This window comes from Pseudomonas glycinae, from assembly GCF_001594225.2.
Taxonomy (GTDB): Bacteria; Pseudomonadota; Gammaproteobacteria; order Pseudomonadales; family Pseudomonadaceae; genus Aquipseudomonas; species Aquipseudomonas glycinae.
This window is the reverse complement of the sequence record NZ_CP014205.2, coordinates 3,799,916-3,822,787: the sequence shown is the minus strand read 5'-3', so window position 1 is coordinate 3,822,787 and position 22,872 is coordinate 3,799,916. Positions and strand designations below refer to the sequence as shown.

Genomic DNA, 22,872 nt, shown 5'->3' with positions numbered 1-22,872 from the left:
AAGTTCAGGGATTAAAAAGCATTTGGCGAAAGGCACGATGAAGCTTCTGTCATCTTTCGCCGACAGTGATTGATGCCGCTTCCCACAACACTTGGCGTAATGGCCACTTGCCGCACACGACCTGGCTCAGGCATAACAGCGCAACAACTCGACAAGGATGTTTATCTTGCGCCTCTTATACCGTGTGTTGACGCTGATCGTGGTGCTGCTGGGACTGGCTCTGGCGGTGGTTGTTTACTATGTCGCCAATCCGAGATTGCCCTTCCCCGCACCTGCAAAACAGGTGCATTACCTGAACCAGTGGACTGAGCAAGAGCGCCAGACCTACTACTTCACCCCGCAGGGGACGCAGGTCAAAGGCCTGCGCTATGAATGGTTCCAGGCGCTGGAGCTGCCGTTCTCGCAGCAACGCTTTGCCTCCCCGGAATACCTCGCGCGCTTCGGCTTTCTGATCGATCCGCAACAGAAAGCCACGCCGGACAACCCGGGGAATCTGCCGGTGGGTTTCGCCCGGCACCAGAATCCCGGCAGCTCCGAGCAATATCTCGACATCACTTGCGCGGCCTGCCACACCGGGGAACTGCACTTCAATGGCCAGGCAGTGCGCATCGACGGCGGTTCGGCCCAGCATGTGTTGCCCTCCAGCGTTCCTACATTGCGCGGCGGCAGTTTCGGACAGGCATTGGTCGCCAGTCTCGCCTCGACCTACTACAACCCATGGAAATTCGAGCGCTTCGCCCGCCACGTGCTGGGCAATGACTACGAAGCACGCCACGAACAACTGCGCAAAGACTTCAAAAGCTCACTGAACACCTTCATCAAAGTGGCCTGGAACGACACTCACCGTGGCCTCTACCCCACCGAAGAAGGCCCGGGCCGCACCGATGCCTTCGGGCGTATCGCCAACGCGACCTTCGGCGATGCGATATCCCCAAACAATTACCGCGTGGCCAATGCCCCGGTGGATTACCCACAGCTGTGGGACATGTGGACCTTCGACTGGGTGCAGTGGAACGGTTCGGCGCAACAACCGATGGCGCGCAATATCGGCGAGGCTTTGGGCGTCGGCGCCACTCTGAATTTCTTCGACGCTAACGGCCAGCCGCTGCAAGGCGATGAGCGCTATGCCTCCAGCGTACGTGTGCGTGATCTGCACAAGATCGAAGAAACCCTGCAAAGACTGCGACCGCCGGCATGGCCTGAAGAGTTGCTCGGCGTCGTCGACAGACCCTTGGCAGCCAAGGGGCGAGCCCTGTTCGCCGAGAATTGCGCCGGATGCCACGTCCCGCGTCAGACCCAGGAAGGCGAGCGTTGGGTGCAACACCTGCACATGCTCCCGGTGGACGTCATCGGCACCGACCCGAACGCCGCCAACAACATCGCCAATCACCGCTTCGACCTAACCGCCCTGCAATGGAACCCGGCGGAACTCGAACAAATGGACGTGAAGTTGCACCCCACCCCCAAGGAGCCGCTGGATCTCAGCCGGCTGTCAGTGGCCAAGGGGCTGGCTTACGTCACCGCCTTCGTGGAAAACCGTGCGTACCGTGAAGCGGGTGTCACCGCCGCCGAGAAACCACAGCTCGATGGCTTCGGCCTGCCGATCGGCGTTCGCGAAAAAGTCGCCTACAAGGCGCGTCCGCTTGCCGGCGTATGGGCCACGGCCCCATTCCTGCACAACGGCTCGGTGCCGAGCCTTTATCAGTTGCTGTCGCCTCAGGACGAGCGCGCCACCACCTTCTATAAAGGCACCTTCGAATACGACCCGCGCCATCTGGGCTATCGCACCGAAGCCTTCACCAACGGCTTCCTGTTTGACACCCGCATTACCGGCAACCACAACAGCGGTCACGAATTTCGCGCCGGCGAACGCGGCAATGGCGTCATCGGCCGACTGCTGCAGCCAGAAGAGCGCTGGGCGCTGCTCGAATACCTGAAAGTGCTGGGCGGCCCGCTGGAGGCGCAATTGCCATGATCTTCAATTCCTTCAAAAGACCCTCGCTGCTGGCGCGTTTCTGGCTCTGGCTGGGACGGTTACTGGGCAAAACCCTGTTGATCCTGCTGGTGATCGGCCTGATCGGCTGGGCCTTGGCGACCGCCTGGTTCGCCTGGCAGCACCGTGGCCCGGTGTCGGCACTGGAACAGATTCCAGATGGCGAAGCCGCCATGACCCAGGACGTGATTCAGACCGCGGTGCGCATCGTCGATCAGCACCGCGAAAGCACCCGCTACCTGCGCGACGCCCATGCCAAGGCCCATGGCTGCGTGAAAGCCGATGTGCAGGTGTTGCCGGATCTGGCTCAGGAACTCCGCCAGGGCGTCTTCAGCGAACCGGGCAAGCTTTGGAAAGCGACGATGCGCCTGTCCAACGGCAACGCCTATCCGCAATTCGACAGCATCCGCGATGCCCGGGGCATGGCGCTCAAATTGCTCGATGTGCCGGGTAAATCCTTGCTGGCCGATCGTCAGGGGCTGCACGAGCAGGATTTCGTGATGTTCAGCCATCCGAATTTCTTCGTCAGCGATGTCGCCGAGTATCGTCAGAATGTGTCCGCGCAGGCTGACGGCAAGAAGGTCATGGCGTTTTTTCCGGGGTGGGATCCTCGCACCTGGCAAATCCGGCATCTGTTCATTGCGCTGGCGACCCTTTCGCCACCACCGGAAAGCCCGACCCGCACCACATATTTCTCGGTATCGCCCTACAAGTTCGGCGAGGCCAACGCCAAGTTCCGAGTGATGCCGGATCCGGAGCGCTGCCCCGCTTACACCCTGCCGAAACAGAACCAGGATCTGCCGAACTTCCTGCGCAACGCGTTGAATCAACAGCTGTCGACCGATCGAATTCCGGCGTGTTTTGTGTTGCAGATCCAGCGGCAGGACGCGAACAAGTACATGCCGATCGAAGACACCAGCATCGAATGGCGCGAGCAGGACAGCCCATTCCAGACAGTGGCCCGGATTACCCTGCCCCCGCAGGACTTCGACACCCCGGCGCTGAACCTGCAATGCGACAACCTGTCGTTCAATCCCTGGTTCGGTATCGATGCTCATCGCCCGATTGGCGGGATCAACCGCCTGCGCAAAGCGGTGTATGAAGCGGTCAGCGATTACCGTCACAGCCGCAACTCGACGCAATAACAGCGCCAGAAACGAAAAAAGCGACCATCAAAGGTCGCTTTCTCATGTTCAGGCCCGGCAAAAGCCAAATCCCGGACAGCAAAAAGCCCGCACTTGGCGGGCTTTCTGTGGTGACCTGGCGTTCAGTGTTCCAGGTTACCGAATATGGCGCAGCGGACGGGACTCGAACCCGCGACCCCCGGCGTGACAGGCCGGTATTCTAACCGACTGAACTACCGCTGCGCGAAACGCTTGAAACGAATGGTGGGTGATGACGGGATCGAACCGCCGACATTCTGCTTGTAAGGCAGACGCTCTCCCAGCTGAGCTAATCACCCTTCGCTTCGTTACGGGGCGCATTATGCCACAGATTTTCGTAATGTGCTGATTTAATTGAAGTTTTTTTCAAATAAATCCGAAAACCGGTGAAATGACACATCCCGCAGGTACAACTCGAGGCAGAAAAAAACCCGCCTTGGCGGGTTCTTCCGTGGTGACCTGGCGTTCAGTGTTCCAGGTTACCGAATATGGCGCAGCGGACGGGACTCGAACCCGCGACCCCCGGCGTGACAGGCCGGTATTCTAACCGACTGAACTACCGCTGCGCTAAACACTTGAAACGAATGGTGGGTGATGACGGGATCGAACCGCCGACATTCTGCTTGTAAGGCAGACGCTCTCCCAGCTGAGCTAATCACCCTTCGCTTCGGTGTGGCGCGCATTCTACGGAGCGACCCAACCTCTGGCAAGCACTTTTTTAAATAATTTTCTTAGCCCTTCCAAAGGCTTAGAGAAGGGTTGGCCTATGACCCGGCGAAGACAATAATGCCCCCCTTTGTATAAAGGAGAGACTCACCCCATGTGGTTCAAAAACCTGCTTATCTATCGCCTGACCCAAGACCTGCCTGTCGATGCCGAGGCGCTGGAAACTGCACTGGCCACCAAACTGGCGCGTCCATGTGCAAGCCAGGAGTTGACCACCTACGGTTTCGTCGCGCCATTCGGCAAAGGCGAAGATGCTCCACTGGTGCACGTCAGCGGTGACTTCCTGCTGATCTCCGCCCGTAAAGAAGAACGCATTCTGCCGGGCAGCGTCGTGCGTGACGCGGTCAAGGAAAAGGTCGAAGAGATCGAAGCCGAGCAGATGCGCAAGGTCTATAAGAAGGAACGCGATCAGATCAAGGATGAAATCATCCAGGCTTTCCTGCCGCGCGCCTTTATCCGCCGCTCGTCGACCTTCGCCGCCATCGCGCCGAAACAGGGTCTGATCCTGGTCAACTCGGCCAGCCCGAAACGCGCCGAAGACCTGCTCTCTACCCTGCGTGAAGTGATCGGTACCCTGCCGGTTCGCCCGCTGACCGTGAAAACCGCGCCGACCGCCGTGATGACCGAATGGGTCACCACGCAGCAAGCCGCCCCGGACTTCTTCGTGCTGGACGAGTGCGAACTGCGCGACACCCACGAAGACGGCGGCATCGTGCGTTGCAAGCGTCAGGATCTGACCAGCGAAGAAATCCAGCTGCACCTGAGCACCGGCAAGGTGGTGACTCAACTGTCGCTGGCCTGGCAGGACAAACTGTCGTTCATGCTTGACGACAAGATGACCGTCAAGCGCCTGAAGTTCGAAGATCTGTTGCAGGATCAGGCGGAACAGGACGGCGGCGACGAAGCCCTCGGCCAACTGGACGCCAGCTTCACCCTGATGATGCTGACGTTCGGCGACTTCCTGCCGGCGCTGGTTGAAGCACTGGGCGGCGAAGAGACTCCGCAGGGGATCTAAGCGTAAAGCGGTTGCAACGGAAGAAACCGAATCAACTGTGGGAGCTGGCTTGCCAGCGATAGCGGTGTTACAGATAGCTCAAATGGCGTCTGACATGCCGCCATCGCTGGCAAGCCAGCTCCCACAATGTTTTGTGGTGTCATTAATAACAAGGAACAGGCCATGCGCGCACTGGCTGCACTGAGTCGTTTTGTCGGCAATACCTTCGCTTACTGGGTTCTGATTTTCGCGGTGATCGCGTTCCTCCAGCCGGCCTGGTTCCTCGGCCTCAAAGGCGCCATCGTGCCGCTGCTCGGGCTGGTGATGTTCGGCATGGGCCTGACCCTCAAACTCGACGACTTCGCCGCCGTCGCTCGCCATCCGTGGCGTGTGGCGCTGGGGGTCGTCGCGCATTTCGTGATCATGCCGGGGATGGCGTGGCTGCTGTGCCAGATCTTTCATCTGCCGCCGGAAATCGCCGTCGGCGTGATTCTGGTCGGCTGCTGCCCAAGCGGCACCTCATCAAACGTCATGACCTGGCTGGCCCGTGGCGACCTGGCGCTGTCGGTGGCCATCGCCGCCGTCACCACCCTCCTCGCCCCACTGTTGACCCCGGCGCTGATCTGGCTGCTGGCCTCGGCCTGGTTGCCGGTTTCGTTCATGGAACTGTTCTGGTCGATCCTGCAAGTGGTGCTGCTGCCAATCGTCCTCGGCGTGGTCGCGCAACGCGTGCTCGGTGACAAGGTGCGCCACGCGGTGGAAGTGCTGCCGTTGGTGTCGGTGGTCAGCATCGTGATCATCGTCGCTGCCGTGGTTGCCGCCAGCCAGGCGAAAATTGCCGAATCCGGTCTGCTGATCATGGCCGTGGTGATGCTGCACAACAGCTTCGGTTATTTGCTGGGTTATTTCACCGGGCGCCTGTTCGGCCTGCCGCTGCCACAGCGCAAGTCCCTGGCACTGGAAGTCGGCATGCAGAATTCGGGGCTGGGGGCTGCGCTGGCCAGTGCGCATTTCTCGCCGCTGGCGGCGGTGCCGAGCGCGCTGTTCAGTGTTTGGCACAACATTTCCGGGGCACTGCTTTCGACGTACTTCCGGCGGATGAGCGAAAAACAAGACCGTGAAACGCTGGCGCAACAGGCGGCCGACTGATTCCGGATCGCGGTGCGGCGCACATTTTTAGGTAGTATGTGCGCCACGCGGGGACGACCCTGCGGCTCAATCGAGTTTTCAATCTGGGGACGGCCCCGTCAATCGATGGAGGCTTTTCATGTCCTGGATCATTCTGTTTTTCGCCGGCCTGTTCGAAGTCGGCTGGGCCGTCGGCCTGAAATACACCGATGGCTTCAGCCGTCCGCTTCCGACCGTTCTCACCGTTGCCGCCATGGCAGTCAGCTTGGGCTTGCTGGGGCTGGCGATGAAGGAATTGCCGCTGGGCACGGCTTATGCGATCTGGACCGGGGTCGGTGCCGTGGGCACGGTGATTGCCGGGATCATTTTGTTTGGCGAATCGATGGCGTTGATTCGCCTGGCCAGTGTCGCGTTGATCGTCACCGGACTGATCGGGCTCAAGGTCAGCGCTTAAGCCACTGGCCTCATCGCGGGGAAGCCCGCTCCCACAGGTTTTCGGTTGTGCACAAAGCTCATGTTCACTGGAGATCCTGTGGGAGGCGCACTTGCCTGCGATGAGGCCGGCACGGCCAATGATTATCTGACAGCCCCGCGCAATTCCCCGACCAACACCTGCAGCTCCGCTGGCTGCGCCGCTTCAACGGCGACCGGCGAACCCGCCACCAGCGTCACCCGCGACCACAAGCGCCGGAACAGTCCTTTATTGGGATCGCGGCTGAAGAAACTCCCCCACAACCCCTGCAACGCCAGCGGAATCACCGGCACCGGCGTTTCTTCGAGAATCCGCGTCAGCCCGCCCTTGAACTCGTTGATCTCGCCATCGGCGGTCAATTTGCCTTCCGGGAAGATGCAAACCAGCTCACCTTCCTTCAGGTACTGGGCAATCCGGGTGAAGGCCTTTTCGTAAATCTGGATGTCTTCGTGGCGTCCGGCGATAGGAATCGTCCCCGCCGTGCGGAAGATAAAGTTCAGCACCGGCAGGTTGTAGATCTTGTAGTACATGACAAAGCGAATCGGCCGACGCACCGCGCCACCGATCAGCAAGGCATCGACGAACGACACGTGGTTGCACACCAGCAACGCCGCGCCCTCATCCGGAATCGCTTCAAGGTTGCGATGCTCGACGCGGTACATGGAATGGCTGAGCAGCCAGATCATGAAACGCATGCTGAACTCGGGGACGATCTTGAAGATGTAGGCGTTAACACCGATGTTCAGCAGCGACACCACCAGGAACAGCTGCGGAATCGACAGTTTCACCACACTCAACAACACGATGGTGACAATTGCCGAGACCACCATGAACAGAGCGTTGAGAATGTTGTTGGCCGCGATCACTCGCGCCCGCTCGTTCTCGGCGGTGCGTGACTGGATCAATGCGTACAACGGCACGATGTAAAAACCGCCAAAAATTCCGAGGCCCAACACATCGATCAACACCGCCCACGCATGGCCAAAACCGAGCACTTCGGTCCAGCTGTGGCCGACGGCGCTTTCCGGGATTCCACCGGAATGCCACCACAGCAACAAACCGAAAACTGTCAGCCCGAACGAGCCAAACGGCACCAGGCCAATCTCGACTTTGCGCCCGGAAAGCTTCTCGCACAGCATCGAGCCCAGTGCGATACCGACCGAAAACACCGTCAGAATCAGGGTAACGACGGTTTCGTCGCCGTGCATCCACTCCTTGGCATAAGCCGGGATCTGCGTCAGATAAATCGCCCCGACGAACCAGAACCACGAGTTGCCGACAATCGAACGCGACACCGCTGGCGTCTGTCCCAGGCCCAGTTTCAGGGTCGCCCAGGACTGACTGAAGATGTTCCAGTTCAGGCGCATTTCCGGGGTCGCCGCTGCTGCGCGCGGGATGCTGCGACTGGCCAGATAACCCAGCACCGCGATGCCGACAATCGCGGCGGACACCACCGGCGCGTAATTGGCCGACGACATCATCACCCCGGCCCCAATGGTCCCGGCCAGAATGGCCAGAAACGTGCCCATCTCCACCAGCCCGTTGCCGCCGACCAGTTCGTCGTCGCGCAAGGCCTGTGGCAGGATCGAATACTTCACCGGCCCGAACAGCGCCGAGTGCGTGCCCATGGCGAATAGCGCCACCAGCATCAATGACAGGTGATCGAACAGGAAGCCGACGGATCCCACGGCCATGATGGCGATTTCCGCCAGTTTGATCAGACGGATCAACGCATCCTTGGCGAATTTTTCCCCGAACTGCCCGGCCAGCGCCGAGAACAGAAAGAACGGCAGAATAAACAGCAACGCACACAGGTTGACCCAGATCGAGCGGTCACCCTCGATGGTCAGCCGATAGAGAATGGCAAGGATCAGCGACTGCTTGAACACGTTGTCGTTGAACGCGCCCAGCGACTGGGTGATGAAAAACGGCAGGAAGCGCCGGGTACGCAGCAGGTTGAACTGTGAGGGGTGACTCATCTTCCGTGTGACCCTGTTGTTTTTGGAAAGAGAAGGTAGTCAGTGGCCTGGCTACGCTTATAAGAATCTCGAACCGCGATCCAGGCCACACATTACCTAATCTTCGCAGGTTATTTCTTCAAACCTGCAATACACGGTGAAACAAACAGCTCGCCGCGCCACGCACCTTGCAGCGTGCGCTTGCCGACGATCAGCCACATCACCGCCAGCAACGCCACCAGCACACAACCGGCCACACTGAAGAACGTCAGGTGCAAGGTGCTGCCCAGTTTCAGGGTTGCCAGCGAATACACGCCCAACGGGAAGGTGAATCCCCACCAGCCGAGGTTGAACGGAATGCCGTCACGCAGGTAACGCACGGTGATCAGCAGCGCCATCAGCATCCACCACAGACCGAAGCCCCACAGCGTGATCCCGGCGACCAGGCCCAGGCCCGACGCCATTTCGCCGATGCCCGGCAGACCGTTGGCCGCGAAGATCGCCGGGGCGTCGCCACCCAGCAGTAACATGCCCAGGGCGCCGGTGCCGATTGGCCCCAAGGCCAGCCAGCTCGAGGCTGCCATGTTTTCGTGGGGCAGTTTGTGCAAGGCCATGCGCAGCAACAGAATGGTCAGGATGCTGAACGCCACTGGCAGGGAAAAGGCCCAGAGCACGTAACTGGTGACCAGCACCACCAGTTGCGAGTGCGCATCAGCGAGATGCGGCACCAGCAGTCCACCGCTGGCCGCGGCCACTTCTGCCGCCACCACCGGCAGCAGCCAGACGGCGGTCATCTGATCGATGCTGTGTTCCTGACGGGTAAACATCATGTAGGGGATCAGCACACCGCAGGCCAGCGACATCGCCACGTCCAGCCACCACAACACCTCGGCAAGCTGAATCACGCCGTCGCCCCAGCGCGGCAGACCGAACAGCAGAAAGCCGTTGATGATGGTTGCCAGGCCCATGGGAATGGTGCCGAAGAACATCGAAACCGTGGAGTGGCCGAAGATCCGCCGCGCCTCGTCGAAGAACAGAATCCAGCGGGCGGCGTAGGCAGCGGTAAACAGCACGAACAACAGAATGTTGAACAGCCACAGCCCTTCGGCCACGGCGCGCAGGCCGGGAATGGACACCGGCAATTGCGCCAGCGCCAACGCCAGCACGCCGGTGCCCATGGTGGCGGCGAACCAGTTCGGGGTGAATTGGCGGATCACTTCACGCGGGTGCTGAAGCTGGCTGAATGGCTTGATGCCGGGTTTGACGCTATTGGGGCAAATCATCATGAACTCCTGTCCTCAGGTGAGGTTGAGTCCATGGTAGAACTGAATCGAATATCTATATAACGGGTAATATCTCTAACTATTATCTGCTTTGTAGATATGCGGTCAGACACTACCTTCGGTTTCGATCACCAGAATCCGCGCTGCGCCCTGAGGATGAGCGACGTGTTCAGTACCAATGGACGCGTAAAAGATGTCGCCAACGTCGAGCAAGGCCTGCTTCTCCTCACCTTCTTCGCGATAGTGCATGAGCACCTGACCGTCGAGCACCACAAACACTTCTTCACCGTCATTGACGTGCCATTTGTAAGGCTGATCGGTCCAGTGCAGGCGGGTGGTGATGCTGTTCATGTTGGCGATGTCGAGCGCGCCCCAGGCGCGCTCGGCGGTGAAGGTTTTGCTGCGGATAATCTTCATGCGTCGATCCGTGAGAAGAAGGGGCTGGCCAAGGCTAACCGAATCCAGAGTTGTTATGGAGCGCTGCAGGTCTTCGCCGCTTGCGCCCGGAAACTCATCAGCAGCGCACCAACCGCCAGCACAATCAGCACCGCGCCATACACATCGGTGGTCGCCAGCAGACCCACACTGTGGGTGAAGTGCCCGGCCATTAACGCTGGCATGCAGAACGCCAGGTAACTCAGCACATAAAACGCCGACATCAATCCGGCACGCTCGTGGGGCAACGCCAGCGGCACCAGGCTGCGCACAGCGCCGAGAAAACCGGAGCCAAAGCCACAACCAGCCACCAGCGTGCCGAAGAAGAACAGCGACAGGCTGGCGCTGTGCACGCCCAACAGAATCAGCACGATACCGGCCGGCAGCAGACTCGCCCCGAGTTGCAGCGCGCGGGAGGCAGGACGATTGCGCAACGTGAAGATCATCAATGCACCGGTCACGGTCAGCGCCGCCACGGTGGCGCCGCCGATCAGGTTGGAGGTGGAGCCGGTGGCCGTGCGCACCAGCGACGGCGCCAGCGAGGCATAGAAACCGCCGAGCGCCCAGGTCGCGGTGTTCAGCGGCAACACTCGCCACAGCGTCGAACGCGCCTGAACCGGCACGTGCAGGGTCGGCCGTAACGAGGCCCAAGCTCCCGCCTGCGGCGAGACGCTTTCCGGCAGGCGCCAGACATAAATGCCCTGCAACACAAACAGCGCGAGCAGCAGCCAATAGGTCAATTGCAACGGCGCCGGGGCGAATTCCGCCAGCAAACCGCAGCCCATGCCGCCCAACGCCATGCCCAACAAAGGCGCAACGCTGTTGATCAACGGCCCCTGCTGGCGGTCAGTGTCCAGCAGTGTCGCGCTCAACACGGCGGTGGCCATGCCGGTGGCGAAACCTTGCAGCACTCGCGCGCCGATCAGCCAACCCACGCTGTCGGCATAGATGAACAGCAGCATCGCCAGCGCATTGAGCGTCACGGCGGTGAAGATCACCGGTTTGCGTCCCAAGTGATCCGAGAGCGACCCGACCGTCAGCAACGCGGCCAGCAGACTTAGGGCGTAGACGCCGAAAATCAGGGTCAGTACCGCTGCCGAAAAATGCAGCTGATCCTGATACAGGTGATACAACGGCGTCGGCGCAGTGGAAGCGGCGAGAAAACTCAGTAAGGTGATCGCCAGAAACCACAGGCTGGAACGGTTGGAAGCAAGGCTGGTCATGGGCACACTCCGCAAAAGCTAATTTTTTGCTTTTGCGGAGTGTGCTCTCGGCTTGCGCTTAAAGCAAATTCTTTGTGTTAAGGTCTGCCGCATGGCTATTAAAGAAGGTTTACGCCCGGGCGGTCGCAGTGCCCGGGTGCAGGAGTCGATTCATTCGGCAGTCCGCGCGCTTCTGCAAGAACAGGAGCGCTCAACGGTGACCGTCCCGCAAATCGCGGCGCGCGCCGGTGTGACGCCGTCGACGATCTATCGGCGCTGGGGCGATCTGGCGACCTTGCTGGCCGACGTCGCCCTCGCCCGCATGCGCCCCGACAGCGAGCCGGCTGAAACCGGCAGTCTGCGCAGCGATATCCGCGCGTGGGCCGAACAATACCTCGATGAAATGAGCTCGGAACCCGGGCGCAACATGATGCGCGACGTGCAGGCGAGTGCAACGCCGGGCTACTGCGTGGCGATCATCGGCGCGCAGTTGCAGACCATCATCGAGCGCCACCCCAAGGAACCGGCGCCGAGCGTGGATCGGCTGATCAATCTGGTGGTGTCCCCGGTGGTGTTCCGCATTCTGTTTTCGGCAGCGCCGCTGGAAGTCGAAGAGCTGCACCGCTTGATCGACATCGCGCTGAAACCGGACTGACCACAGAACTGCCCGGTTCTGTTCCTGCGACACCCCGCCACGCCACGACCTTGGTCGACACTGACTAACCGCCGCGCCCGTGCGAGACTGTCTGACCGGGCGCAAGTCCGGTCGTTTTCTGTCGGGAGTGTTCCATGTCGTTGTCCACCGGGCTGATCGCCGCCGTCGCCCTGGCCTATATGGCCATCATGTTCGCCATCGCCTTCTACGGCGACCGTCGCAGCACGCCGCTGCCGCCACGGGTGCGTGCCTGGGTGTACAGCCTGTCGCTGGCGGTCTATTGCACCAGCTGGACGTTTTTCGGCGCGGTCGGCCAGGCTGCCGAACAACTCTGGTCATTTCTGCCGATTTACCTGGGGCCGATCCTGCTGTTGCTCGGCGCGCCGTGGGTGCTGCAGAAAATGGTGATGATCAGCAAGCAGGAGAACATCACCTCCATCGCCGACTTCATCGCCGCCCGCTACGGTAAATCCCAATCGCTGGCAGTGGTGGTCGCGCTGATCTGTCTGGTCGGCGTCCTCCCTTATATAGCCTTGCAACTCAAAGGCATCGTCCTCGGTGTGAACCTGCTGATCGGGGCCGGCGCCGACGCCATGGGCACCCGTGCCCAGGACACGGCGCTGATCGTGTCGCTGGTGCTGGCGCTGTTCACCATCGTTTTCGGTACGCGCAATCTCGATGCCACCGAGCACCATCGCGGCATGGTGCTGGCAATTGCCTTTGAATCGCTGGTCAAACTGTTTGCCTTCCTCGCCGTCGGCGCTTTCGTCACCTATGGGCTGTATGACGGTTTCGACGACCTGTTCAATCAGGCGATGCTCGCCCCGCGCCTTGAGGAGTACTGGAAAGAAACCATCAACTGGCCCTCGATGGTGGTGCAGACCGGCGTGGCGATGATGGCGATCATCTGCCTGCCCCGGCAGTTCCACGTGACAGTGGTCGAGAACATCGACCCGCAGGATCTGCGCCTGGCCAAATGGGTGTTCCCCGCCTACCTCGCATTGGCTGCGCTGTTTGTAGTCCCGATCGCCCTGGCCGGTCAGATGATGCTGCCCAACTCGGTCATCCCCGACTCTTTTGTTATCAGCCTGCCACTGGCTCAGGCCCATCCGGCGCTGGCGATGCTGGCGTTTATCGGCGGTGCATCGGCGGCCACCGGTATGGTGATCGTGGCGAGTGTAGCGCTGTCGACCATGGTCTCCAACGACATGTTGTTGCCATGGTTGCTGCGCCGCAACAACGCCGAGCGCCCGTTCGAAGTGTTCCGTCAGTGGATGCTCTCGGTGCGTCGGGTCAGCATCGTGGTGATTCTGTTGCTGGCTTACGTCAGCTACCGTTTGCTCGGTTCCACTGCGAGCCTGGCAACCATCGGCCAGATCGCTTTCGCGGCGGTCACTCAACTGGCCCCGGCAATGCTCGGCGCGCTGTACTGGAAACAGGCCAACCGCCGCGGCGTGTTCGCCGGCCTCGCCGCCGGTACGTTCCTGTGGTTCTACACCCTGGTCCTGCCGATCGCGGCGCGCAGCCTGGGCTGGTCGCTGGACAGTTTCCCCGGCCTCGCCTGGCTGCACAGCAACCCGCTGAACCTGCCAATCACCCCGCTGACCCAAGGCGTGGTGCTGTCGCTGGCGGGCAACTTCACGTTGTTTGCCTGGGTCTCGGTGCTGTCGCGCACCCGGGTGTCGGAGCACTGGCAGGCCGGGCGCTTCATCGGTCAGGAGATCAGCGCAAGGCCGAGCGCGCGATCAATGCTGGCGGTGCAGATCGACGACCTGCTGCAACTGGCGGCACGCTTTGTCGGTGAAGAACGCGCCCGGCAGAGTTTCATCCGCTTCGCCTACCGTCAGGGCAAAGGCTTCAACCCGAATCAGAACGCCGACGGCGAATGGATCGCCCATACCGAGCGATTGCTGGCGGGTGTCCTTGGCGCCTCTTCGACGCGAGCTGTAGTAAAAGCCGCCATCGAAGGTCGGGAAATGCAGCTGGAGGACGTGGTACGGATCGCCGACGAAGCCTCGGAAGTGCTGCAGTTCAACCGCGCGCTGCTGCAAGGCGCCATCGAAAACATTACCCAGGGCATCAGCGTGGTCGACCAGTCGCTCAAGCTGGTGGCCTGGAACCGCCGTTATCTGGAGCTGTTCAACTACCCGGACGGCTTGATCAGCGTTGGCCGGCCGATTGCCGACATCATTCGCCACAACGCCGAGCGTGGCTTGTGCGGCCCCGGTGAAGCGGAAGTTCACGTCGCCCGGCGCCTGCACTGGATGCGTCAGGGTCGTGCTCACACGTCCGAGCGTTTGTTCCCCAACGGCCGGGTGATCGAACTGATCGGCAACCCGATGCCCGGCGGCGGTTTCGTCATGAGTTTCACCGACATCACCGCGTTCCGCGAAGCCGAACAGGCCCTGACCGAAGCCAACGAAGGGCTGGAGCAACGGGTCAGCGAACGAACCCAGGAACTGTCGCAACTCAACGTTGCACTGACCGAAGCCAAGGGCAATGCCGAGGCGGCCAACCAGTCCAAGACCCGCTTCCTCGCCGCCGTCAGTCACGACCTGATGCAGCCATTGAATGCGGCGCGGCTGTTCTCCGCCGCCCTCTCCCATCAGGCGGACGGCTTGAGCGAGGAAGCGCAGAAACTGGTGCAGCATCTGGACAGTTCACTGCGTTCGGCCGAAGACCTGATCAGCGATCTGCTGGACATTTCCCGCCTGGAGAACGGCAAGATCAACCCGGATCGCAAGCCGTTCGCGGTCAATGAGCTGTTCGATATTCTCGGCGCGGAGTTCAAAGCACTGGCCCAGGAACAGGGCCTGAGCTTCCGGGTACGCGGCAGTCAGTTGCGCATCGACAGCGACATCAAGTTGCTGCGGCGCATTCTGCAGAACTTCCTGACCAACGCGTTCCGCTACGCAAAAGGCCCGGTGCTGCTGGGCGTGCGTCGGCGTAAAGGCGAAATCTGTCTGGAAGTGTGGGATCGCGGACCGGGGATTCCGGAGGACAAACAGCAAGTGATCTTCGAGGAGTTCAAACGCCTCGACAGTCACCAGACCCGCGCCGAAAAAGGCCTGGGCCTGGGCCTGGCGATCGCCGATGGCCTGTGCCGCGTGCTCGGCCATACCTTGCGCGTGCGCTCATGGCCGGGGCGCGGCAGCGTGTTCAGCGTTCGTGTGCCGTTGGCCAAAGCGCAGACCGTGCAGCCAACCGCGGCGGTGGAAATAAACGGTAAATTGCACAGCGGCGCGCAGGTGCTGTGCATCGACAACGAAGACAGCATTCTGATAGGCATGAACAGCCTGCTCACGCGCTGGGGCTGTCAGGTGTGGACGGCGCGCAACCGCGAAGAATGCGCCGCACTGCTCGACGAGGGCGTGCGACCACAGTTGGCACTGGTGGACTATCACCTGGATCACGGCGAAACCGGCACCGAGTTGATGGCGTGGTTGCGCACAAGGCTGGGCGAGCCGGTGCCGGGCGTGGTGATCAGCGCCGACGGGCATCCGGAAACCGTGGCCCAGGTGCACGCAGCGGGGCTGGATTACCTGGCCAAACCGGTGAAACCGGCGGCGTTGCGGGCGTTGTTGAGTCGCTACTTGCCGCTCTAGCAGAGCGGCTTATTCAGGCAGCTCGACCAGGCCATCGGCGTCGGTCATCGCGCGTTCCAGCAGATCCGCCGGCAAGCTTTTGCTGGCTCGTGCGCCGAGCAACTTGAGCTGCTCGCTGCGGCTGACCAGGTTGCCGCGCCCTTCCGTCAGCTTGTTGCGCGCCGCGCTGTAGGCCTTGTCCAGTTGCTGCAAGCGATTGCCGACTTCGTCCAGATCCTGAATGAACAACACGAACTTGTCGTACAGCCAGCCGGCGCGCTCGGCGATTTCCCGGGCATTCTGGCTCTGGCGTTCCTGCTTCCACAGACTGTCGATGACCCGCAGCGTTGCCAGCAGTGTGGTCGGGCTGACAATCACGATGTTGCGGTCGAATGCTTCCTGAAACAGCGCCGGCTCAGCCTGCAACGCAGCGGAAAACGCCGCTTCGATGGGCACGAACAGCAAGACGAAATCGAGGCTGTGCAAGCCTTCCAGACGTTTGTAATCCTTGCCGGCCAGGCCTTTGACGTGGCTGCGCAAGGACAGCACGTGCTGCTTCATGGCGATCTGGCCGATGGCATCGTCGTCCGCCGCCACGTATTGCTGGTAGGCGGTGAGGCTGACCTTGGAGTCGACCACCACCTGCTTGTCGCCCGGCAGGTAAATGATCACGTCCGGCTGGAAACGCTCGCCATCCGGCCCCTTGAGATTGACCTGGGTCTGGTACTCGCGCCCCTTCTCCAGCCCGGCATGCTCAAGCACGCGCTCGAGAATCAGCTCGCCCCAGTTGCCCTGGGTTTTCTGGCCCTTAAGAGCGCGGGTCAGGTTGGTCGCTTCGTCGCTCAGGCGCAGGTTCAGTTGTTGCAAGCGTTCCAGTTCCTTGGCCAGCGAAAAACGCTCGCGGGCTTCGGCCTGGTAGCTTTCCTCGACGCGTTTTTCGAACGACTGGATGCGCTCCTTCAACGGGTCGAGCAATTGGCCGAGGCGTTGCTGGCTGGTTTCGGCGAAACGCTGTTCACGCTCATCGAAGATCTTGCCGGCCAGTTCGGCGAACTGCGCGCGCAGCTCGTCGCGGGAACCTTGCAGGTCATCCAGGCGTTGTTGATGGCTTTCCTGTTGCTCGCGCAATTCGGCATTCAGCGAAGCGGCCTGGGCGTCCAGGCGGCGCAATTCAGCTTCCTTGTTGGCGCGCTCGAGGTTCCAGGCGTGGGCGGCGTCACGGGCGTCATCGCGCTCGATCTGCAGCAGCTCGACTTCCCGGCGCACGGCGGCGAGATCCGCCTGCTTGGCGGCATTGGCCTGGCCGAGGTCGGCGATTTCATCGCGGCAGGCTTCAAGTTGAGCATTGAGGCCATCCTGGGCCATCTGCGCCATGGCCAGCCGCTCTTCGAGCAACGCGACTTCAGACTGATTCTGACTGGCCCGACGTTGCAGTTGCCAGGCCAGTGCCAGCAGCGGCACCGCCGCACCTGCCAGCCCCAGCAGGATGCTGGTCAAGTCCATCGCCATAGTGATTCCCGCCAATCCGATAAAGCCTGAAGGTTAACCAAGGCGTCTGGTCTTGGACAGCTCAGTCTTCGATCAGGCCGAGTTCCTGTTGCGCGCGTCGGTCACCGGCACGGGCGGCCTGGCGCAGCAGGTCCTGGCCGATCCGCCGATCCCGGGCATTGCCGCACTCGCGGCACATCAACTGGCCGAGGCGACTCTGCGCCGCGACCACCCCCTCCCGGGCCGGTTGCTTGAGCAGGCGGCCGGCGAGGTGCTTGGCGTTCTGGCTGTCGCCCAGTCGCGGGCTGTCCAGCAGCCATTCGGCCACGCGCACGGAAAATCGCTTGGGAGCGGTAACACGAGGGGGTTGGGAGGTAACAGAGTCTGTAGCTGAACGAAACTTCATAAAGCACTGTGGGGCAGATCGGAAGGCGCGCCACTCTACTCTTTTTTTCGCACAGGTAAAGTCGAAAAAAACCCGGCACGCCCGTGCTAGAGCAAGCGCTCGGGACAATCCACAGAAGCTGTGGATAACTCAGTGGACAACCGCCCCTGACTCGTCGCAAAGCCTTATGGAATGGGGCTCTCAGTCAAACTGACGATTTTTTCACCAGTAAAAAAAAGCGATGTTTTTCATTGACTTAAACTTTCGTTACAGGCAGCCACCGGGGTCAGGATCGTTATGACAGCGCCGTTACGGTCTGCGCAACTAATGTGCACAAGTACCTGTTACGCGGTTATATCGATGCGCCTTTTCGGGTCGTTTTGGCATTCGGCCTGGGGATAGGCCTCTGCGTCGAGCTTCCGCGCCTGCGAGGTTGTGGCGACCGACGGTCATGATCTGAACCGGATCGGGGCAAGTTTCAAGGCCTGGGCGATATCTCGGGATTTTTTTGTTCAGCGGGTTTGCCTTCTTTGGAGCGTTCGGTTAGTATCCGCGGCGTTAGTACCAAGCTGAAAGTCAATTCCGGTCGAATACACCCCCACGGTCAAGGTTCTCTCACAGAAGCCTTCACCGAAAAAAGCGGGATCGACCCCTCGATGGTTTCCAGGTAAATCTTGCGACGACACGGCCTTTGAAATGAATGCAAAGGGTGTTGCGAAGACCATTTACTCTGACCTAACCAACCTGCAAATTGATCAGGATCTTCACCCCGGGCCCAGAACCTCTGCCCTCGATGTGTTGCCTGTCCTCCTAAGTACCTACCTGCCAGCCCAAGCGCGCCAACTTTTATAGCGCTCGAACTGGCTGCCTTGTTCCAGTCGGGTTCTTCGTTCGACCAATGGTGGTTGACGTTACTGGAACGTTTTAACGTTGCACGGTTCTTATCCGTGTCATTTGTAGGAACACCTAATAACTATGTCGACTCAAATCCAGACTCAGGATGCCATTCGCACCCTAACCAACGCTTTTGCCCCAATGAACTGCCTGATCATGGCCGCTCGCAAAGGCTGCTTCAGCTTCACCGTGGTCAATGAACACGGGATCGCCCGCCACAGCGAGCGTCTGTACCCCGATCAATATTCCAGCGCCGAACCGCTGCAGGCCGTGATTGATCGCACCCGTCAGGCATTGATCGCCTGAGAGGCCTAAATGGCTGCAAAAGCAAAAGCCCCGCTGAAAATGCGGGGCTTTTTATTGCCCGATATTTCACCCTTACCCCTTTTCGCTTAAGCACCAACCGATATAACGGTTATAACGCCTCGCCGGAAATATTTTAAAAACAGTCCTTTACGTCGTGAATATGACACTACACTTCAACTCAAGCGGCGTGATCCGCTTCCGGCGAGCCTGAGTCGATCCACAGCTGCCAAGCTCCCCTTCAGGCTCGCCGCCCGATAACAAGATCCGAGGGATTTATGGGTATCGCTGCCAGCGAACTGTGCCGCTATGTGATCCGTCCTACGCTGATCTACCTGGGACGTCACTGCGCAACCGCCGAATCCCTGCTGCTGGGTATTGCCGCCAGCCAGTCCGCCCTCGGTTCAGCCCTGCATGACCGCCGTGGCCACGGCCTGTACCGGATAGCCGAGCATCGTCACCAAGCCCTTTGGGACCATTACCTGGCGCTGGATCCGGAACGCGCCAGCCTGGTTCGCGGCCTCGCCAGCCAGCATGCTTTCCTCAGCGGCCCGCACCTCGAACTGACCGTCAATTTGCGTTATGCCACAGCCATCGCCTGGCTGCTGGTCGAAGAACAAAACCCTACCCTCCCCGAGCCGGACGATCTTCTGGGCATGGCGCGTATCTGGCGTCAGACCTTCCAGCCTCAAGGTCGTCTGCGCGACTTCACCTGCGCCTGGCAAACCTGTGTTTCACCGTTGAATCAGGTCGCTTGCTGACCCAGCGGTTTCGCAACATCGCCCAACACGCAGCGAATTTGGTCGGATTGTCCTACAAAACCGCTCTAACTCAAGGCATACGGACTATAGCGCCGGGACGAAAATGTTGGTAATTTTCGCCCCGGTGATCACCAGGAGTTCTAATAATGAAAAAAGTCATGCTCAAAACCACCCTTAGCCTTGCCGTAACCGTGGCATCCACCCAGATCTTCGCGGCTGGCTTTGCCATCAACGAACACAGCATCAGCGGGATGGGGACTGGGTACGCCGGGCGATCTTCTTCTGCCGACGACGCAAGCACTGTTTACGGCAACCCTGCCGGCATGTCGCGCATCACGCGCGAACAAGTCACCGGTGGCGTTGCATTCCTCGATGCAAAAACCGATATCAGCGACGCCAGCTCCAGCCCGAACGGCGGCAGCAACAAAGGCGACATGGTGCCCTTCACCTCCGTACCTATGGGCTACTACGTCAAGCCGATCGACGAGCATTGGGCATTCGGTCTGGGTGTGTACGTACCCTTCGGCCTGATCACCGACTATGAAAACGGCTTCGCCGGCCGTTACTTCGGCAGCAAGTCCGAAGTCAAGATCATCACCTTCCAGCCAACCGTCAGCTACAAGTTCAACGACGTGGTGTCGATCGGTTTCGGCCCGACCATCAACCGTATCGACGGCTCGCTGGAATCCAACCTGTCGATCACTCAGGCTGCGCCGGACGGCAAGGTCAAGATCAAGGGCGACGACACTGCACTGGGCTACAACATCGGGGTGCTGGTTCAGGCTACCGACAGCACTCGCCTGGGTCTGACCTACCACTCGAAAGTCGACTACAAGCTCGAAGGCAACACCAAGGTCAACTACGGTGTGCTGGGCGCGATCGGCCTGGGTGCGAACCAGAAGTACGACGCTTCGCTGAAGATCACCACGCCTGAATCCGTGGACCTCTCGGTCACCCAGGCGATCAACGATCGCTGGAACGTCTACGCCGGTACCACCTGGACCCGCTGGAGCCAGCTGGAAAAGATCACCGTCAAGAACTCCGGCGTACAGCCTCTGCTGGCTGGCCAGTTCGGCGAGATCACCGAAGAACAGAACTGGCATGACACCTGGGCTTACGCCATCGGTACGTCCTACCAGTTGAACAAGGAATGGGTACTGCGTACCGGTCTGACGTTCGACCAGTCGCCAACCAACAACGTCGACCGTTCGCCACGCATCCCGACCGGCGACCGGACCATCTTCAGTATCGGTGCCGGCTGGAGCCCGACCGAAGACCTGACCATCGACGTTGCCTACTCGTACCTGAAGGAAGAGAAGGTCAACATTCGCAACACAAACGATCGTGGCCAGAGCTACAACTCGCAGTATGAAAACTCGGCAAACGGCTTCGGTGTCGGCGCAACCTACCGCTTCTGATGCTGCACGGCGAGGCTAACCCCTCGCCATAAAAAGCCCCGCTCTCTTCACAGAGGCGGGGCTTTTTAATGGGTGTCGATCAGGGTTTCAGCGGCTGGGAGGCAATGGCTTTCTCGATGGCCGCCAGAAATTCCGGATCATCCGGTTTGGTCAGGCTGGAGAAGTTGGCAATTACCTTGCCTTGGCGGTCGACGACGTATTTGTAGAAATTCCACTTCGGTGCACTGCTCTGCCTGGCCAGCACCTGGAACAAGTGAGTCGCATCGTCACCCCGCACCTTCTGCGGTTCGGTCATGGTGAACGTTACGCCGTAGTTGGCGTAGCAGACCTTGGCGGTCTCGGCGCTGTCCTTGGACTCCTGCTTGAAGTCATTGGAAGGCACGCCGAGCATTTCCAGGCCCTGGGCCTTGTAGCGCTGATTGAGCGCTTCGAGCCCCTCGAACTGCGGAGCAAAACCACAGAAGCTGGCCGTGTTGATCACCACCAGCGGTTTGTCGGCGTAACGCTGACACAGGTCGATGGATTCCTTGGCCCGCAACTTGGGCAACGAACCTTGCAACAGATCCGGACAGTCCGCGGCCTGGGCCAGTCCGGTCAACGCCATCAGCAACGCGGGAACAGCACACCAGCGCTTGAGCATGTCGGGCATCCTTGAGCAATCGTCAGACCTCGACGTTACTCGCCCTCCCGCCGATCTAGCAAGCACCCATGCCCAACTGCATCAGCGCCAGCCCGCCCTGATGCCAGCCCCACCACACCAGCGCCAGCAACGCGGCGCCGAGTGCGGTGACGACGATCTGCGGCCAGAAACGGTTCATGCAACGCTCGCACGCGGTTGCAGGCGCTCGACCGGACGCTCGCGCACCGGCCAGTTCAGCGCTGCCGCCAACAGGCTCAAGAGAATCGCCACTTGCCAGATCAAGTCATAACTCCCGGTCCGGTCATACACCACCCCGCCCAGCCAGCCGCCGAGGAACGAACCCAACTGATGGAACAGAAACACGATGCCGCCGAGCATGGACAGGTTTCGCACGCCGAACAAAGTCGCTACCGTACCGTTGGTCAACGGCACCGTCGACAGCCACAGGAAGCCCATCGCCATGCCGAACAGATAGGCCGAAGTCGTCGTCACCGGCAGCCACAGGAACAACACGATCACCACGGCGCGCAATAGATAGAGCCCGGTCAGCAGACGCGGCTTGGACATCCGCCCACCGAGCCAACCGGCGGTGTACGTGCCGAAGATATTGAACAGGCCGATCAACGCCAGCACGGTGGTGCCGACGGTGGCCGGCAGATGCTGATCAACCAGATACGCCGGCAAATGCACGCCAATGAACACCACCTGAAAACCACAGACGAAAAAGCCGAAGGCCAGCAACCAGAACCCGGAATTCGAGCAGGCCTCACGCAAGGCTTCGGACAGGGTTTGTTCATGGCCGAGTACCGGCAGCGGCTTGTCCTTGAGCATGCTCACCAGTGGTACGATCAGCGCCACCAGCAGCCCCAGCACCAATAATGCCGCCGACCAGCCGAGCCAGCCAATCAATCCGAGAGTACCCGGCAGCATGGCGAACTGGCCGAAAGACCCGGCGGCGCTGGCAATGCCCATGCCCATACTGCGTTTTTCCGGCGGCACCGCGCGGCCGACCACGCCGAGAATGACCGAAAACGAGGTGCCGGACAGACCGATACCGATCAGCAGGCCAGCGCTCAGGGACAAGCCCAACGCGGTTTCCGACAGGCCCATGAACACCAGGCCCAAGGCGTAGAGCACCCCGCCGATCAGCACCACTTTCGCAGCGCCAAAGCGGTCGGCCAGCGCGCCGGTAAACGGTTGCGCCAGGCCCCAGATCAGGTTCTGCAAGGCGATGGCAAAGGCGAACACTTCACGGCCCCAGCCGAACTGGGCACTCATCGGTGACAGGAACAGTCCGAAGCCGTGCCGCACGCCCAATGACAACGCCAGAATCAGCGCACTCCCCAGCAACACCCAACCGCACGTACGCCACATCGAACTCATTGTTATT

The 22,872-nt window shown here is 60.5% G+C and carries 19 protein-coding genes and 4 tRNA genes; 10 read left to right on the top strand and 13 right to left on the bottom strand.

The window, feature by feature from the left end:
• Positions 1–166: 166 nt before the first annotated feature.
• Together AWU82_RS17440 and AWU82_RS17435 are read left to right on the top strand one after the other, a co-directional pair.
• Positions 167–1,975 carry a di-heme-cytochrome C peroxidase gene (locus AWU82_RS17440; protein WP_064378692.1) on the top strand — a complete coding sequence of 603 codons (1,809 nt, stop codon included), beginning with the start codon at positions 167–169 and terminating at the stop codon, positions 1,973–1,975.
• Between the two features lie 26 nt (positions 1,976–2,001).
• Positions 2,002–3,138, top strand: a complete 1,137-nt coding sequence (locus AWU82_RS17435; RefSeq protein ID WP_190241588.1) for a catalase family protein — start codon at positions 2,002–2,004, stop codon at positions 3,136–3,138.
• A 145-nt stretch (positions 3,139–3,283) separates the two neighbouring features.
• On the opposite strand, the gene AWU82_RS17430 is transcribed toward AWU82_RS17435, so the two are convergent.
• From AWU82_RS17430 to AWU82_RS17415, 4 genes are all read right to left on the bottom strand, one after another.
• Positions 3,284–3,360 (bottom strand) — tRNA-Asp (locus AWU82_RS17430).
• Positions 3,361–3,379: 19 nt separating this feature from the next.
• Positions 3,380–3,455, bottom strand: a tRNA-Val gene (locus AWU82_RS17425).
• 190 nt (positions 3,456–3,645) lie between these two features.
• Positions 3,646–3,722: transfer RNA gene (locus AWU82_RS17420), tRNA-Asp, on the bottom strand.
• A 19-nt stretch (positions 3,723–3,741) separates the two neighbouring features.
• Positions 3,742–3,817, bottom strand: a tRNA-Val gene (locus AWU82_RS17415).
• A gap of 159 nt (positions 3,818–3,976) precedes the next feature.
• Here AWU82_RS17415 and rdgC point away from each other — a divergent pair.
• The 3 genes from rdgC to sugE all read left to right on the top strand — a co-directional run bounded on the left by rdgC (position 3,977) and on the right by sugE (position 6,458).
• Positions 3,977–4,897: a recombination-associated protein RdgC gene (rdgC, locus tag AWU82_RS17410; protein WP_007950430.1), complete on the top strand. Its 921-nt coding sequence runs from the start codon at positions 3,977–3,979 to the stop codon at positions 4,895–4,897.
• Positions 4,898–5,059: 162 nt separating this feature from the next.
• A complete protein-coding gene (locus AWU82_RS17405) occupies positions 5,060–6,025 on the top strand; it encodes a bile acid:sodium symporter family protein (RefSeq protein ID WP_064378690.1) in 966 nt (321 codons plus the stop codon).
• A gap of 118 nt (positions 6,026–6,143) precedes the next feature.
• Positions 6,144–6,458 carry a quaternary ammonium compound efflux SMR transporter SugE gene (gene sugE, locus AWU82_RS17400; protein ID WP_064378689.1) on the top strand — a complete coding sequence of 105 codons (315 nt, stop codon included), beginning with the start codon at positions 6,144–6,146 and terminating at the stop codon, positions 6,456–6,458.
• Between the two features lie 122 nt (positions 6,459–6,580).
• Here sugE and AWU82_RS17395 read toward each other — a convergent pair whose 3' ends face one another.
• From AWU82_RS17395 to AWU82_RS17380, 4 genes are all read right to left on the bottom strand, one after another.
• Positions 6,581–8,455 (bottom strand): MFS transporter, encoded by a 1,875-nt coding sequence (locus AWU82_RS17395; protein ID WP_064378688.1) that lies wholly within the window; start codon positions 8,453–8,455, stop codon positions 6,581–6,583.
• Positions 8,456–8,565: 110 nt separating this feature from the next.
• A complete protein-coding gene (locus AWU82_RS17390) occupies positions 8,566–9,717 on the bottom strand; it encodes a TDT family transporter (protein WP_064378687.1) in 1,152 nt (383 codons plus the stop codon).
• Between the two features lie 105 nt (positions 9,718–9,822).
• Positions 9,823–10,134, bottom strand: a complete 312-nt coding sequence (locus AWU82_RS17385) for a cupin domain-containing protein (RefSeq protein ID WP_064378686.1) — start codon at positions 10,132–10,134, stop codon at positions 9,823–9,825.
• A gap of 53 nt (positions 10,135–10,187) precedes the next feature.
• Positions 10,188–11,375: an MFS transporter gene (locus AWU82_RS17380; protein ID WP_064378685.1), complete on the bottom strand. Its 1,188-nt coding sequence runs from the start codon at positions 11,373–11,375 to the stop codon at positions 10,188–10,190.
• 91 nt (positions 11,376–11,466) lie between these two features.
• Between AWU82_RS17380 and AWU82_RS17375 the strand changes: the two genes are divergently transcribed.
• Both AWU82_RS17375 and AWU82_RS17370 read left to right on the top strand, forming a co-directional pair.
• A complete protein-coding gene (locus AWU82_RS17375; RefSeq protein WP_064378684.1) occupies positions 11,467–12,009 on the top strand; it encodes a TetR/AcrR family transcriptional regulator in 543 nt (180 codons plus the stop codon).
• A gap of 134 nt (positions 12,010–12,143) precedes the next feature.
• Positions 12,144–15,614, top strand: coding sequence for a hybrid sensor histidine kinase/response regulator (locus AWU82_RS17370; RefSeq protein WP_011333154.1), 3,471 nt, complete (start codon positions 12,144–12,146; stop codon positions 15,612–15,614).
• Between the two features lie 9 nt (positions 15,615–15,623).
• Here the strand turns inward: AWU82_RS17370 and AWU82_RS17365 are convergent, their stop codons facing one another.
• Together AWU82_RS17365 and AWU82_RS17360 are read right to left on the bottom strand one after the other, a co-directional pair.
• Positions 15,624–16,988: a DNA recombination protein RmuC gene (locus tag AWU82_RS17365; protein WP_170928990.1), complete on the bottom strand. Its 1,365-nt coding sequence runs from the start codon at positions 16,986–16,988 to the stop codon at positions 15,624–15,626.
• A 175-nt stretch (positions 16,989–17,163) separates the two neighbouring features.
• Positions 17,164–17,487, bottom strand: coding sequence for an SEL1-like repeat protein (locus AWU82_RS17360; RefSeq protein ID WP_011333152.1), 324 nt, complete (start codon positions 17,485–17,487; stop codon positions 17,164–17,166).
• 954 nt (positions 17,488–18,441) lie between these two features.
• Between AWU82_RS17360 and AWU82_RS17355 the strand changes: the two genes are divergently transcribed.
• The 3 genes from AWU82_RS17355 (at position 18,442) to AWU82_RS17345 (ending at position 20,842) form a co-directional block, all read left to right on the top strand.
• Positions 18,442–18,666, top strand: coding sequence for a hypothetical protein (locus AWU82_RS17355; protein WP_007950419.1), 225 nt, complete (start codon positions 18,442–18,444; stop codon positions 18,664–18,666).
• A gap of 275 nt (positions 18,667–18,941) precedes the next feature.
• Positions 18,942–19,424 (top strand): hypothetical protein, encoded by a 483-nt coding sequence (locus tag AWU82_RS17350; RefSeq protein WP_064378682.1) that lies wholly within the window; start codon positions 18,942–18,944, stop codon positions 19,422–19,424.
• Positions 19,425–19,570: 146 nt separating this feature from the next.
• Positions 19,571–20,842 carry an OmpP1/FadL family transporter gene (locus AWU82_RS17345; RefSeq protein ID WP_011333150.1) on the top strand — a complete coding sequence of 424 codons (1,272 nt, stop codon included), beginning with the start codon at positions 19,571–19,573 and terminating at the stop codon, positions 20,840–20,842.
• Positions 20,843–20,921: 79 nt separating this feature from the next.
• Here the strand turns inward: AWU82_RS17345 and AWU82_RS17340 are convergent, their stop codons facing one another.
• The 3 genes from AWU82_RS17340 to AWU82_RS17335 are packed head-to-tail and all read right to left on the bottom strand — an operon-like array spanning position 20,922 to position 22,865.
• Positions 20,922–21,482: a glutathione peroxidase gene (locus AWU82_RS17340; protein ID WP_064378681.1), complete on the bottom strand. Its 561-nt coding sequence runs from the start codon at positions 21,480–21,482 to the stop codon at positions 20,922–20,924.
• 55 nt (positions 21,483–21,537) lie between these two features.
• Entirely contained in the window at positions 21,538–21,660 is a 123-nt protein-coding gene (locus tag AWU82_RS29345; RefSeq protein ID WP_007950415.1) for a hypothetical protein, read from the bottom strand.
• Entirely contained in the window at positions 21,657–22,865 is a 1,209-nt protein-coding gene (locus tag AWU82_RS17335) for an MFS transporter (protein ID WP_064378680.1), read from the bottom strand. The genes AWU82_RS29345 and AWU82_RS17335 overlap by 4 nt, the downstream gene beginning before the upstream one ends.
• Positions 22,866–22,872 lie beyond the last annotated feature (7 nt).

Excerpts from the sequence above, each read along its gene's own strand:
- AWU82_RS17405 (WP_064378690.1), top strand. The coding sequence starts at position 5,060 with ATGCGCGCACTGGCTGCACTGAGTCGTTTTGTCGGCAATACCTTCGCT.
- AWU82_RS17335 (WP_064378680.1), bottom strand. The coding sequence starts at position 22,865 with ATGAGTTCGATGTGGCGTACGTGCGGTTGGGTGTTGCTGGGGAGTGCG.
- AWU82_RS17385 (WP_064378686.1), bottom strand. The coding sequence starts at position 10,134 with ATGAAGATTATCCGCAGCAAAACCTTCACCGCCGAGCGCGCCTGGGGC.
- AWU82_RS17350 (WP_064378682.1), top strand. The coding sequence starts at position 18,942 with ATGGGTATCGCTGCCAGCGAACTGTGCCGCTATGTGATCCGTCCTACG.
- AWU82_RS17360 (WP_011333152.1), bottom strand. The coding sequence starts at position 17,487 with ATGAAGTTTCGTTCAGCTACAGACTCTGTTACCTCCCAACCCCCTCGT.
- AWU82_RS17375 (WP_064378684.1), top strand. The coding sequence starts at position 11,467 with ATGGCTATTAAAGAAGGTTTACGCCCGGGCGGTCGCAGTGCCCGGGTG.
- AWU82_RS17340 (WP_064378681.1), bottom strand. The coding sequence starts at position 21,482 with ATGCTCAAGCGCTGGTGTGCTGTTCCCGCGTTGCTGATGGCGTTGACC.
- AWU82_RS17355 (WP_007950419.1), top strand. The coding sequence starts at position 18,442 with ATGTCGACTCAAATCCAGACTCAGGATGCCATTCGCACCCTAACCAAC.
- sugE (WP_064378689.1), top strand. The coding sequence starts at position 6,144 with ATGTCCTGGATCATTCTGTTTTTCGCCGGCCTGTTCGAAGTCGGCTGG.
- AWU82_RS29345 (WP_007950415.1), bottom strand. The coding sequence starts at position 21,660 with ATGAACCGTTTCTGGCCGCAGATCGTCGTCACCGCACTCGGCGCCGCG.
- rdgC (WP_007950430.1), top strand. The coding sequence starts at position 3,977 with ATGTGGTTCAAAAACCTGCTTATCTATCGCCTGACCCAAGACCTGCCT.
- AWU82_RS17395 (WP_064378688.1), bottom strand. The coding sequence starts at position 8,455 with ATGAGTCACCCCTCACAGTTCAACCTGCTGCGTACCCGGCGCTTCCTG.
- AWU82_RS17370 (WP_011333154.1), top strand. The coding sequence starts at position 12,144 with ATGTCGTTGTCCACCGGGCTGATCGCCGCCGTCGCCCTGGCCTATATG.
- AWU82_RS17380 (WP_064378685.1), bottom strand. The coding sequence starts at position 11,375 with ATGACCAGCCTTGCTTCCAACCGTTCCAGCCTGTGGTTTCTGGCGATC.
- AWU82_RS17345 (WP_011333150.1), top strand. The coding sequence starts at position 19,571 with ATGAAAAAAGTCATGCTCAAAACCACCCTTAGCCTTGCCGTAACCGTG.
- AWU82_RS17390 (WP_064378687.1), bottom strand. The coding sequence starts at position 9,717 with ATGATTTGCCCCAATAGCGTCAAACCCGGCATCAAGCCATTCAGCCAG.